Raw genomic sequence first — 12,164 nt, 5'->3', positions numbered from 1 at the left:
GATCAACATCCCGCTCAAGGCCTCCGATAATCATCGGAAACACAATGGACCCAACCCCCGGTCGGTGGGGTCCCTTTTGGACGCCGATCACCCCAGAAGCGGGGTCCTTATTCCACGCCGAACAACATTCAAGGCAGACGATGAACGATAAATCTTGTGCTCCGGGCGCTTACGCGGCCCCACTGGGGCCGCGGTCACCCCTCACCATGCGCCTCATCAGCCGACGAACCCGATGCCGACCGCATCGATGCACCTCACGCTGTCTGTGACGGGCCATCTACCGCCCGCCATACCTCCACGTTTCAAGCAACTGCCGGTCGATGATTGCCATGAAGCCCAGGTTCCCGCCGCTTTCACCGCACGGCCGGTAGTAAGGGCCAGAGCGCGTATGGGGTCGTGCCGCTTCCGTGACGAACATGTCTCATAAAGCTTCCTTTCATTCATGCGAAAGGATCACGCCATCAAACCATAGGATCAAACATCTAGGTTTGTCCGAACCTTCACGCGCTCACCGAATCTTAACCAGACCGGGGTAAGACTGCCCGCGATGGGAACTTCGCGGGCGGCTATGTCTTGGCGACGATCAATTTTGCAGGTGGCTTCGCTTGCTCTGGCGCTGTTCATGTCGCGTGGGGGAACGGCACTGGCGTTGACCTCGGCTGAGATTTGCGAATGGGCGGCGCAAAAGGCGGCCCGGGAAAGCGGCGTTCCTGCCGATATCCTCGGGGCGCTGACGCTGACAGAGACCGGGCGGCGACTGGACGGTGTCGTCCGCCCCTGGGCCTGGAGCGCCAATGCCGAGGGCGAAGGGACCTGGTTCGACGACCCCGTCAGCGCCATCGCATTCGCCGAGGATCGCGTGGCGCGGGGGCGCACCAATATCGATATCGGCTGTTTCCAGCTGAATTATCGCTGGCATGGCCAAAACTTCGCCTCGATAGAGCAGATGTTCGATCCGTTGGAAAACGCCCGCTACGCTGCCAGCTTCGTGCACCAGCTTTATCGTGAAAGCGGCGATTGGCGGAAGGCGGCGGGGATGTTCCATTCCCGAACTTCGGTCTATGCGCAACGCTATCTGGCGCGTTTTGACGCGCTGCGCGCGGTTCTGAAAAGCCGCGGCTTTCAGGGCATGATCGATACGCCTGAAACCTATAACAGCTTTGCTGCGATCAATTCCAGCCAGCGCAAACGTGTCCGCGAACGGGTGATGCTGCTTGGTGCGCCGCTGGGCAGCCAGGTGACCGGCCGGCCCGGCTCGCTTGCCGTTCTGGCCTCGGGGCGCTCGCCCATCGAAAGGGCTGGCGTGCCGATGATCGCAATCGAGATGGCGACCCCGCGCGGCAGCGCCGGTGGGCCATCCCTTTGGCGCCGATCTCAGCCACCCTAGCCACGGAATCATTTAGGCGTGAACTTTATTACTCATGTGCAAACTTTATTGCTCGTGTGCAAACTTTATTCCCACTTCACAAAACAGGCGCGCTCACATCATAATGCTATTCCACCGTCACCGATTTCGCCAGATTGCGCGGCTGGTCCACATCCGTGCCCTTGGCCACCGCCGTGTGATAGGCCAGATATTGCATCGGCACCGCGTAAAGGATCGCCTGGAACACCCCCCCGCCCGAGGGCATCACCAGCGCCGCATGGGTGCCGTGGCCGCCGCTCTCGACCCCCTGGGCATCGGAAATCAGCAGGACCTGCCCGTGGCGCGCCATCACCTCCTGCATGTTCGACACGGTCTTGTCGAACAGCGCATCGCGCGGCGCCACCACGACGACCGGCACATTGCGGTCGATCAGCGCGATGGGGCCGTGCTTCAGTTCGCCCGAGGCATAGCCCTCGGCATGGATATAGCTCAGTTCCTTGAGCTTCAGCGCCCCCTCCAGCGCGACCGGATACAGCGCGCCGCGACCCAGATACAGAACGTCCTGCGCCTCGGCCAGCCAGCCGGCCAGCCGGCGGCATTCGTCGCCGATCGCCATGGTCTGGTTCAACAGCCCCGGCAAGGCGCGCAGATCGGCCAGATGGGCGCGCAGCCCGGCATCGTCCAGCCGCCCGCGATCATGCGCCGCCTTCAGCGCCAGCACCGCGAGCACCGCCAGCTGACAGGTAAACGCCTTGGAGGAGGCCACGCCGACCTCGATCCCGGCCAGGGTCGGCAGCGCGATATCTGCATCGCGGGCAATGGCCGAGGTGCCGACGTTGACGACGCCGATGGTCCGCGCGACCTTGCCACGCGCGTAATGCAAAGCGGCCAGCGTATCGGCGGTCTCACCCGACTGGCTGACGAAGATCGCCCAGCTTTCCGGCGACATGGGCGGCTCGCGATAGCGAAACTCCGAGGCCACATCCAGATCGCAGGGCAGCCCGGCCAGGCTTTCGAACCAGTAGCGCGCAACATAGGCCGCGTATGAGGCCGTGCCGCAGCCGACCAGCGTGATCCGGTCCACATCGCGGAAATCCAGCGCCTCGGGCAACACGATGCGGTCGCCCTTGATGTAATGGTTCAGCGCATCGCCCAGCACCACGGGCTGCTCGGCGATTTCCTTGGCCATGAAATGGCGGTAGCCGCCCTTGTCGATCTGGCTCGCGCCGATATCGATCTGGGCGATTTCACGGCTGACGGGCTGGCCTTCGACATCAAAGACCTCGGCCCCGGCGCGGCGGATGACGGCGTGATCGCCATCCTCGAGATAGGTGATGCGGTCGGTGAACGGGGCCAGCGCCACCGCGTCCGAGCCCAGGAACATCTCGCCATCGCCATGGCCAAGGGCCAGCGGGCTGCCCTTGCGTGCGGCGATCATCAGATCGGGCTCCCCGTCGAACAGGAAGGCCAGCGCAAAGGCGCCCTGCAGGCGGGCCAGCGTGGCCCGGGCGGCGGCGATCGCGTCCAGCCCCTGCGACATGTGCCAGGCGGTCAGCAGCGCCACGGTTTCGGTATCGGTCTGCGATTCCGGTTGCAGGCCAAGGGCCACGACCTCATCGCGCAATTCGCGGAAATTCTCGATAATGCCATTATGGACCACGGCGACGGGGCCGCGGCGATGGGGATGGGCGTTTTCCTCGGTCGCGGGGCCATGGGTCGCCCAGCGGGTATGCCCGATGCCCGCATGCCCGGTCAGCGGATCGTGCACCAGCCGGTCCGACAGGTTCACCAGCTTGCCCACGGCGCGGCGACGGTCCAGCCGGCCATCGGCATCGACCGTGGCGACACCGGCGCTGTCATAGCCGCGATATTCCAGCCGCTTCAGCGCCTCGACCAGTTGCGGCGAAACCTCGTGCCCGCCCAGAATTCCGATGATCCCGCACATGTCCTATCCCTTCTTCTGGCGCAGCGCCTGCATCAGCCGCGCGGCAAGGCCGGGCTTGTTGACCTGTTTGGCGCGCGCCAGCGCCAGCGCCTCGTCCGGCACGTCCTGCGTGATGACCGAGCCCGAGCCGGTCATCGCCCGCGCCCCCACCCGGACCGGCGCGACCAGCATCGTGTCCGAGCCGATAAAGGCATGGGCGCCGATCTCGGTCCGGTGCTTGGCGACGCCGTCGTAATTGCAGGTCACCGTGCCCGCGCCGATATTCGTGGCCTCGCCTATATGGGCATCGCCCAGATAGGTCAGGTGGCCGACCTTGACGCCTTCGTCCAGCACCGAATTCTTGATCTCGACGAAATTGCCGACATGGACATCGCCGGCCAGCTCCGCACCGGGCCGCAGCCGGGCAAAGGGGCCGACCGTCGCGCCGGCGCTGACATGGCAGCCCTCGAGGTGGCAGAAGGGCAGGATTTCGGCGCCGCTTTCCACCGTCACGCCGGGGCCGAACACCACATTCTGCCCGATGATCGCATCGCGGCCGATCACCGTGTCCAGCGCGAACCAGACCGTGGCAGGATCAGAGAGCGTCACGCCATCCTCCAGCGCCTGCGCGCGGGCGCGGGTCTGAAAGGCGGCCTCGGCACGGGCCAGCTCAGTGCGGGTGTTGATGCCCAGCGTCTCGGCCTCGTCGCAGGTCACGACATCGACGCGCAGGCCGGCGGCGCGGGCCAGTCCCGGCAAGTCGGTCAGGTAGTATTCACCGGCCGCATTGTCGTTGCCGATCTTTGGCAGGAATTCGCGCAAGGTCGCGGCATCGGCGGCCAGAACGCCGGAATTGACCAGCCGGATCGCGCGCGTCGCGGCATCCGCATCCTTGTATTCGACGATCCGTTCCAGACCGTCCGGCCCGGTGACAAGACGGCCGTAACGGCCCGGATCGTCGGCCTCGAAGCCCAGCACCACCACATCCGAAGGGTGCGCGGCGAGCATGGCCAGCGTCTCCGGCCCGATAAAGGGCGTGTCGCCGTAAAGCACGATCACGCGCCCCTCGAAGCCCTGCAGCAGCGGCAGGGCCTGCGTCACCGCATGGGCGGTGCCAAGCTGTTCCTGTTGCAGGGCGATGCGGGCCTCGGGCTCAAGCTTGCCGACCGCCTTTTTCACCGCATCCGCACCATGGCCGGCGACGACGACCACCTGGGCGGGATCCAGCATGCGGCCGGCGGCCAGCGCATGGCCGACCAGCGGCACGCCGCCCAGACGGTGCAGCACCTTGGGAAGATCGGACTGCATGCGGCTGCCCTGCCCGGCTGCCAGCACGATCAGCGCGACGGGTTTCTCGGTCATCTCTGCCTCTTGCCTGTTCCTTGTCCTTTCCGGGCGTTCTACCTATGGCGGGCCAGCGGGGAAAGGCCCCGCGCATCACACATCTTGACGGAAGGTTTCAATATGGCGGGCACGGTGGTCTTTGATCTGGACGGAACGCTGGCCGATACCTCGGGCGATCTGATCGCGGCGGCGAATGCCTGCTTTCAGGCGCGCGGCCTTGGCGCGCTGCTGGACCCCGACGGGGATGCGCTGATCGCCTTTCACGGCGGCCGGGCCATGCTGCGCGCGGGCTATGCGCGGCTGCCCGCCGACATGCTGCTGCCGCCGGGCGCCGAGGATGAGGATTATCCCCGCCTGCTGGACTATTACGCCGATGCGATCGCGGTGCATACGCGGCTTTATCCCGGCGCGGCCGAGGCGCTGGAGCGGCTGGCCGCCGAGGGCTGCCGGCTGGCCGTCTGCACCAACAAGCCTGAAAGGCTGGCGGAAACGCTGCTGCGCCAGTTGGGCATCCGGCACCATTTCGCGGCACTGATCGGCGCCGATACGCTGCCGGTGCGCAAGCCCGACCCCCGCCCCTATGCAGCCGCCGTCCACGGCGCCGGAGGCGAGGTCGCGCGCTCGTTTCTGGTCGGCGATACCGATACCGACCGCCGGACGGCAAGCGCGGCAGGGGTCCGCGTCGCGCTGGTCGCCTTTGGCCCCGAGGGCGCGGGGCTGGCCCGGCTGGCGCCCGACGCGATGCTGGCGCATTTCGACGAATTGCCGATGCTGGCCGAGGAATGGCTGGGCCGCTGATAGAACTGCCCGGCGAGGCGCGCCGGGCCTCTGCGCTCTTGCGGTGTCGCCGGAAAGGCGTAACCTGCCACAGAAGGAGAAGTCACATGCCCGTCAAGAACCGCTTTGCCGAATTGCTGCCCGAAATCACCGCCTGGCGACGGGATTTCCATGAAAACCCCGAACTGCTCTATGAGGTGCATCGCACCGCCGGGAAAGTCGCGGAACTGCTGCGCGGCTTCGGCGTGGACGAGGTGACCGAGGGCGTCGGCCGCACCGGCGTGGTCGGTGTCATCAAGGGCCGCAGCGACAGCCGCGGCCGCGTGATCGGCCTGCGCGCCGATATGGACGCGCTGCCGATCCGCGAGGCGACGGGCGCGGCCCATGCCTCGAAAACGCCGGGGGTCATGCATGCCTGCGGCCATGACGGTCATACCGCCATGCTGCTGGGGGCCGCCAAATACCTGGCCGAGACCCGCAATTTCGACGGCACGGCAGTGGTTATCTTCCAGCCCGCCGAAGAAGGCGGGGCCGGCGGTCTGGCCATGGTTGAGGACGGTCTCGTGGATCGCTGGGGCATTCAGGAATTTTACGGCATGCACAATATGCCGGGCTTTCCGACCGGCAGCTTTGCCATCCGCGAGGGCGCGATGATGGCGGCCGCCGACCAGTTCGACATCCGGATCACCGGCAAAGGCGGGCATGCGGCCAGACCGCATGACGCGATCGACACCACCCTGGTCGCGGCGCAGATCATCGTCGCCATTCAGTCCGTCGTATCGCGCAATGTCGACCCGCTGCAAAGCGGCGTGGTCTCGGTCTGCGTGGTCGAGACGGATTCCTCGGCGCATAACGTGATCCCGCAGGTCGTCACCCTGAGGGGGACCGCCCGCAGCCTGTCCCCCGAGGTCCGCGATCAGCTGGAGGAAGGCATCACCCGTGTCGCGACGAATGTCGCGGCAGCCTTTGGCGCCTCGGCCGTGGTCAATTACGAGCGCGGCTATCCGGTGACCATGAACCACCCGCAGGAAACCGCTTTCGCGGCCGAAGTGGCCCGCGCCATCGCCGGAGAGGTGGAGATGGAAATGGAGCCGCTGATGGCGGGCGAGGATTTCAGCTATATGCTGAACGAACGCCCGGGCGCCTATATTTTCATCGGCAATGGCGATACGGCGATGGTGCATCACCCGGCCTATGATTTCGACGATAACGCAATCCCGGCGGGGTCAAGCTGGTATGCCGGCATGGTCGAGGCGCGGATGCCGGTTGCCGGTTAGGGCGTTTCAGCCTGTGGCCTGCCAGGGATGGAAGACATTCACTGACGGCCAACGATAGCCGGGGGCTTCGCGCCCCCGGACCCCCGCGGGATATTTTCATGAAGAAGAAAGGGGGCCGTTCTGGCCCCCTTTTCGCGTCGGGTTCGCAGGTCGCGGGTTCAGAAATGAATCGCGCGGCCATAGGCCGAGAGCGTGGCCTCATGCATCATTTCCGACAGGGTCGGGTGCGGGAAGACCGTCTCCATCAGCTCGGCCTCGGTGGTTTCCAGCGTGCGGCCGACGACATAGCCCTGGATCAGTTCGGTCACCTCGGCGCCGACCATATGGGCGCCCAGAAGTTCGCCGGTTTTGGCGTCGAAAACCGTCTTGACCAGCCCCTCGGGCTCGCCAAGGGCGATGGCCTTGCCATTGCCGATAAAGGGGAAGCGGCCGACCTTGACCTGGTAGCCGGCCTCCTTGGCCTTTTCCTCGGTCAGGCCGACCGAGGCGACCTGCGGGTTGCAATAGGTGCAGCCGGGAATCGTGTTGGGCTTGATCGGATGCGGCTTCTGGCCGGCGACGAGTTCGGCCACCATCACGCCTTCATGGCTGGCCTTGTGCGCAAGCCAGGGGGCGCCCGCCACGTCGCCGATGGCATAGAGCCCGTCGATGCCGGTGCGGCAATATTGGTCGGTTACGACATGGGTGCGGTCGATCTTGACGCCCAGTTTTTCGAGACCGAGATTTTCCACATTGCCGACGATGCCCACGGCCGAGATCACCGTGTCGAAATCCTGGGTTTCGGTCTTGCCGCCGGTTTCGATATGGGCGGTGACCTTGCCCTTGGCGCGGTCGAGCTTCTTGACCGTCGCCTTTTCCATGATCTTCATGCCCTGCTTGACGAATTGCTTTTTCGCCAAGGCCGATATCTCGGCATCCTCGACCGGCAGGACGCGGTCCATCACCTCGACCACCGTGGTATCGGCGCCCAGCGTATTGAAGAAGCTGGCGAATTCGATGCCGATCGCGCCCGACCCGATGACCAGCAGCTTCTTGGGCATATGCGGCGGCTGCAGGGCGTGCTTGTAGTTCCAGACCAGATCGCCGTCCGCCTCGAGGCCCGGCAGGTTGCGGGCGCGGGCGCCGGTGGCCAGCACGATGGATTTCGCGGTGACCTCTTCGCCCCCCTTGTCGGTCTTGACGCTGATCTTGCCGGGGGCGGCCAGCGTCGCCTCGCCCATGATCACGGTGACCTTGTTCTTTTTCAGCAGATGGCCGACGCCGCCGGCCAGTTGCTTGGCCACGCCGCGCGAACGCTGCACGACCGCGCCGAGGTCATAGCCCGCCTTTTCGACCGAAAGCCCGAATTCCTTGGCGCGGTGCATGAGGTGGAACACCTCGGCCGAGCGCAGCAGCGCCTTGGTCGGGATGCAGCCCCAGTTCAGGCAGATGCCGCCCAGATGTTCGCGCTCGATACAGGCGACCTTGAGGCCGAGCTGTGCGCCCCGGATGGCGCAGACATAGCCGCCCGGGCCGGAACCGATCACCACCATGTCGAAGGATTGCGCCATGGAATTCCCCTCTTTGCAAAGATAGTTCAGCGTTAAACCAATTACGCAAGGTCATCAAGCGACAGCTTGCCCGAGACCAGCGCAGCATAGCCACCGGCCTGCATCACCTGATTTTCGGCCGGCCCCGGTTCCCGGCCGAGTGCGGCGTTGCGCCAGGGAAAGCGGCCGAATCTGGCGATGGTGTCGCGGTGCAGCTCGGCATGGCGGAGATTCTCGCCCGGCATATGCGCGGCAAACAGCGCGACGCAGCGATGCTGATCGGCAAGATCCTCGCTATGTTCGAAAGGCATGTAGAAGAACTGTCGCTGCGGCGCGTCGATCTGCCGGTCGAAGCCGGCCGCGATGGCGCGGGTGGCAATCGCGCGCGCCAGGGCGTCGGTGGCGAAGGCGCGCGGATCGTCGCGGAACATATTGCGCGGAAACTGGTCGGTCAGGATCAGCGCGGCCAGCGCGCCCCGGGGCGTATCTGCCCAGGCCTCCGCCAGATCCCCGGCCCGATCCCAGGTTGCGCGGAAACGGTCGCGGATCGTCTGATCCAGCGTATCCGAACCCTGATACCAGCCCTTTTCGCCGACCTCCTCGAGCCAGAAGGTCAGAATCTCCCCGGCAGTCACGACATCGGCCATGGCATCCCCCAAAATGCTCAGGGGATGGTTGCAAAGGTGACGCCCCTCTGCAAGCCCGCCATCGCATCACTCCCTGGAGGCGTCGTCCGATCCGGCGTTTTCCAGCGCCGCCTCGACCGCGACGGGGGTGGCCGAGGGCGCGATGACGGCGAAGCTCTGATCATGCGCCGGCGCGGCGCGGCGGGTCCGGCGCCAGCCGGTATAGACCGACAGCAGGGCCAGAAGCAGACCGATATAGACCCAGAACCCGTCCGGCCCCAGCAGCGACATCAGCCAGCCGGTGATGATCGGCCCGGCCATCGCCCCGACCCCGTTGATGAACAGCAGCCCCGCCGAGGCCGCCGCCATGTCGCTTTGATCCAGAAAGTCGTTGGTATAGGCCAGAAGCAGGGAATAGACCGGATTGGCCACGCCGCCGACCAGCGCCGCGGCCAGCAGCAGCCCCCAGATGCCAGGCTGCAGCAGCACCGCGCCGAATGCCGCGACGCAGCCCAGCACCGACAGGCCCAGAACGATGGCGCGGCGGTCGCTGTGATCCGAAAGCCAGCCGATCGGATATTGCAGCAGCAGCCCGCCGACATAGATCGCGGCGACGAATGCCGAAATCTCGGTCACCGTCAGCCCCTTGCTGGAGCCCCAGACCGACGCCATGCCGAACAGCGCCGAGAACACGCCGCCCATCAGGAAGATACCGACACAGCCCAGGGGCGAGGTCTCGAACAGCTTGCCGAAGCTCATCCGTTTGAGGGTCGAGAATTGCGGCGCCGGACGGGTCGACAGCAGGATCGGCATGAAGGACAGGCTGACCAGAACCGAGGGGATGACGAACAGCAGAAAGCCCGCCGGATCGGCGGTGTTCATCAGAAGCTGCGCCGAAATGATCCCCAGCATCTGCACGATCATATAGGCCGACATCGCCTGGCCGCGCGAATCATTCGCGGTCGACGAGTTCAGCCAGCTTTCCGCGGTGATATAGACGCCCGAGAAACAGAAGCCGATCAGAAAGCGCATCAGCGCCCATGCGATCCAGTGCGGCGCGGCCGCGTAAAGGATCAGCACCGAGGAAATGAGCGAGCCCAGGGCCGCGAAGACCCGCACATGCCCCACCTGCTGGATCAGGTTCGGCACCACGCGCGACCCCAGCAGGAAGCCCGCGAAATATGTGGACATGACCACCGACATATGGCCGGTGGATATCCCCTCGATCCCGCCGCGGATGCCCAGCAGCGTGCCCTGCATGCCGTTCCCGACCATCAGCAGAAGGATACCCAGCAAAAGCGGCCAGGTCGCGCGCAGCACCGTAACCATCAGGGATCCCCGGGAATCAGCAAAGAAGCATCGCCATAGCTGAAAAAGCGATAACCCGAATCCACCGCATGACGATAGACCTCGCGTATGCGCTGCTGCCCCATGAGCGCGCTGACCAGCATCAGCAGGGTCGATTTCGGCAGGTGAAAATTGGTCATCAGCGCATCCGTCACGCGAAAGCGATAACCGGGATAGATGAAGATTTCGGTAATGCCGCTGTAAGGCCGCACCCGGCCATCCTCGTCCGCGGCCGATTCGATCAGCCGCAGCGCCGTGGTGCCGACCGGAATCACCCGCCCGCCGGCGGCGCGGGTTTCGTTGATCGCCGCCGCGGCCCCGGGCGTGACCTCGCCCCATTCGCCATGCATCCTATGACGGGTGACATCCTCGACCTTGACCGGCAGGAAGGTGCCGGCGCCGACATGCAGGGTGACATGGGTCGTGCGAACGCCCTTCTCCGCCAGCCGGTCCAGCAGCGGGCGGTCGAAATGCAGGCTGGCCGTGGGTGCAGCAACGGCGCCGGAGCGGCGCGCCCAGATTGTCTGATAATCCTCGTGATCGGCCTGATCGGGGGCGCGCAGCGCCGCGATATAGGGCGGCAGCGGCATGGCACCGACCCGCGCCAGCGCCGCGTCGAAAGCCTGGCCCTCGGCATCGAAGCGAAGCGTCAGCGCACCGTCCCCGATCCCGGCGACCTCGGCCGACAGATCGTCGGCAAAGCGGATCACTTCGCCCGGCTTCAGCTTGCGCAGGGGCTTGGCCAGCGCCTTCCAGCCGCCAGCCACCGGCTCGAGCAGGGTCACCTCGATCCCGGCCACCGCCTCGCCCTGCGGCGTCCGGCGCACGCGCTTGCCCGACAGCCGCGCCGGGATCACCCTGGTGTCGTTCAGGACCAGAAGATCGCCCGGCCCCAACAGATCGGCCAGGTCGGACACATGGAGATCGCGGATCCGCGCGCCCTGGGCCAGCAGCAGCCGGGCCGAGGACCGTGGCCGCGCGGGCCGCGTCGCGATCAGGGAATCGGGCAGGTGAAAGTCGAAATCGTCCAGTTTCATGGCCCGGCTTCTGTCGCCGCGCCAAGGGGGCGTCAAGCCGCGCGTCATCACAAAGTGAAAAACTCGGACTTTACTTCTCTGATAGAAATGCTAGGTATTTGTCAGCTGGAGGAAGCCCATGATCGTCTGCCACTGTACCCAGATTTCGGATCGCGACATCCGCGCGGCGGTTGACTGGATGCGCGCCGCCGATCCGCAAACGATCATCACCCCCGGCAAGATCTACCATGCGCTCGGCAAAAGGGCCGATTGCGGGGGCTGCATGCCTTTGTTTCTGGACACCATGCGGGAATGCGATAATCTTGCAGTTCCCCCCGTTTTGCGGGGATTAAGAGCCAACCGCAATGAGGTGAGCCATGAAGGGCGACGCAAAGGTCATCGAGTATCTCAACGCAGCGCTGCGGTCTGAACTGACCGCCGTCAGCCAGTACTGGCTGCATTACCGCCTGCAAGAGGATTGGGGCTACGGCAAGATCGCAGACAAGTCGCGCGCCGAATCGATCGAGGAGATGCATCACGCGGATCGCCTGATCCAGCGAATCATCTTTCTTGAAGGGCATCCGAATCTGCAAAAGCTGGACCCGCTGCGGATCGGCCAGAACCTCAAGGAAACGCTCGAGGCCGATCTGGCCGCCGAACATGATGCGCGCAACCTGTATATCGAGGCGCGCGATCATTGCGACAAGGTCGGCGACTATGTCAGCAAGATCCTGTTCGAGGATCTGCTGCGCGACGAGGAAGGCCATATCGACTATCTGGAAACGCAGATGGATCTGTACGGCCAGATCGGCGAAAAGAACTACGGCCTGCTCAACGCCAAATCCGCGGACGAGGCCGAGTAGGACGATCCGGCACCGGCCGGGGACGGGGCATTTACCCCGCCTCGGTCATGCGCGCCGCGCCCGGCACGATCCGGATCGACCGGCGGGCATGGCGG

General features: G+C 65.2%; 11 protein-coding genes. 5 read left to right on the top strand and 6 right to left on the bottom strand.

Translation table 11 applies throughout. The features are described from left to right. The first annotated feature begins 595 nt into the window (after positions 1–595). Positions 596–1,387, top strand: coding sequence for a lysozyme family protein (locus IT41_RS12835; protein WP_231564744.1), 792 nt, complete (start codon positions 596–598; stop codon positions 1,385–1,387). Positions 1,388–1,493: 106 nt separating this feature from the next. Here IT41_RS12835 and glmS read toward each other — a convergent pair whose 3' ends face one another. Further along, positions 1,494–3,311 carry a glutamine--fructose-6-phosphate transaminase (isomerizing) gene (gene glmS, locus IT41_RS12830; RefSeq protein WP_036741971.1) on the bottom strand — a complete coding sequence of 606 codons (1,818 nt, stop codon included), beginning with the start codon at positions 3,309–3,311 and terminating at the stop codon, positions 1,494–1,496. A 3-nt stretch (positions 3,312–3,314) separates the two neighbouring features. Next, on the bottom strand, positions 3,315–4,652 hold the full coding sequence (gene glmU, locus IT41_RS12825; protein WP_036741968.1) for a bifunctional UDP-N-acetylglucosamine diphosphorylase/glucosamine-1-phosphate N-acetyltransferase GlmU: 1,338 nt from the start codon (positions 4,650–4,652) through the stop codon (positions 3,315–3,317). Positions 4,653–4,754: 102 nt separating this feature from the next. Here glmU and IT41_RS12820 point away from each other — a divergent pair, with 102 nt between their 5' ends. Both IT41_RS12820 and IT41_RS12815 read left to right on the top strand, forming a co-directional pair. Next, positions 4,755–5,432 (top strand): HAD-IA family hydrolase, encoded by a 678-nt coding sequence (locus IT41_RS12820; protein WP_036741965.1) that lies wholly within the window; start codon positions 4,755–4,757, stop codon positions 5,430–5,432. Positions 5,433–5,518: 86 nt separating this feature from the next. Then, positions 5,519–6,688: a M20 aminoacylase family protein gene (locus IT41_RS12815; RefSeq protein ID WP_036741963.1), complete on the top strand. Its 1,170-nt coding sequence runs from the start codon at positions 5,519–5,521 to the stop codon at positions 6,686–6,688. Between the two features lie 158 nt (positions 6,689–6,846). Here the strand turns inward: IT41_RS12815 and lpdA are convergent, their stop codons facing one another. From lpdA to queA, 4 genes are all read right to left on the bottom strand, one after another. Continuing rightward, entirely contained in the window at positions 6,847–8,238 is a 1,392-nt protein-coding gene (gene lpdA / locus IT41_RS12810; RefSeq protein WP_036741960.1) for a dihydrolipoyl dehydrogenase, read from the bottom strand. Between the two features lie 41 nt (positions 8,239–8,279). Further along, positions 8,280–8,864, bottom strand: a complete 585-nt coding sequence (locus IT41_RS12805; protein ID WP_036741958.1) for a DUF924 family protein — start codon at positions 8,862–8,864, stop codon at positions 8,280–8,282. A 66-nt stretch (positions 8,865–8,930) separates the two neighbouring features. Next, positions 8,931–10,172, bottom strand: a complete 1,242-nt coding sequence (locus IT41_RS12800; RefSeq protein ID WP_036741956.1) for an MFS transporter — start codon at positions 10,170–10,172, stop codon at positions 8,931–8,933. Then, positions 10,172–11,227: a tRNA preQ1(34) S-adenosylmethionine ribosyltransferase-isomerase QueA gene (queA, locus tag IT41_RS12795; RefSeq protein WP_036741954.1), complete on the bottom strand. Its 1,056-nt coding sequence runs from the start codon at positions 11,225–11,227 to the stop codon at positions 10,172–10,174. Before queA ends, IT41_RS12800 begins: the two co-directional genes overlap by 1 nt. 118 nt (positions 11,228–11,345) lie before the next feature. On the opposite strand from queA, the gene IT41_RS20025 reads away from it, so the two are divergent. Then, positions 11,346–11,636, top strand: coding sequence for a (2Fe-2S)-binding protein (locus tag IT41_RS20025; RefSeq protein WP_074948130.1), 291 nt, complete (start codon positions 11,346–11,348; stop codon positions 11,634–11,636). Next, positions 11,584–12,069, top strand: a complete 486-nt coding sequence (gene bfr / locus IT41_RS12790; RefSeq protein ID WP_036741951.1) for a bacterioferritin — start codon at positions 11,584–11,586, stop codon at positions 12,067–12,069. Before IT41_RS20025 ends, bfr begins: the two co-directional genes overlap by 53 nt. The last annotated feature ends 95 nt before the right edge of the window (positions 12,070–12,164 follow it).

The organism is Paracoccus halophilus (assembly GCF_000763905.1).
Lineage (GTDB): Bacteria > Pseudomonadota > Alphaproteobacteria > Rhodobacterales > Rhodobacteraceae > Paracoccus > Paracoccus halophilus.
This window is presented reverse-complemented; position numbering and strand designations above follow the sequence as displayed.

Bases quoted from the DNA above. Each gene is read 5' to 3' on its own strand.
- IT41_RS12805 (WP_036741958.1), bottom strand. From the start codon at position 8,864: ATGGCCGATGTCGTGACTGCCGGGGAGATTCTGACCTTCTGGCTCGAG.
- IT41_RS12800 (WP_036741956.1), bottom strand. From the start codon at position 10,172: ATGGTTACGGTGCTGCGCGCGACCTGGCCGCTTTTGCTGGGTATCCTT.
- IT41_RS12815 (WP_036741963.1), top strand. From the start codon at position 5,519: ATGCCCGTCAAGAACCGCTTTGCCGAATTGCTGCCCGAAATCACCGCC.
- IT41_RS20025 (WP_074948130.1), top strand. From the start codon at position 11,346: ATGATCGTCTGCCACTGTACCCAGATTTCGGATCGCGACATCCGCGCG.
- glmU (WP_036741968.1), bottom strand. From the start codon at position 4,652: ATGACCGAGAAACCCGTCGCGCTGATCGTGCTGGCAGCCGGGCAGGGC.
- queA (WP_036741954.1), bottom strand. From the start codon at position 11,227: ATGAAACTGGACGATTTCGACTTTCACCTGCCCGATTCCCTGATCGCG.
- glmS (WP_036741971.1), bottom strand. From the start codon at position 3,311: ATGTGCGGGATCATCGGAATTCTGGGCGGGCACGAGGTTTCGCCGCAA.
- bfr (WP_036741951.1), top strand. From the start codon at position 11,584: ATGAAGGGCGACGCAAAGGTCATCGAGTATCTCAACGCAGCGCTGCGG.
- lpdA (WP_036741960.1), bottom strand. From the start codon at position 8,238: ATGGCGCAATCCTTCGACATGGTGGTGATCGGTTCCGGCCCGGGCGGC.
- IT41_RS12820 (WP_036741965.1), top strand. From the start codon at position 4,755: ATGGCGGGCACGGTGGTCTTTGATCTGGACGGAACGCTGGCCGATACC.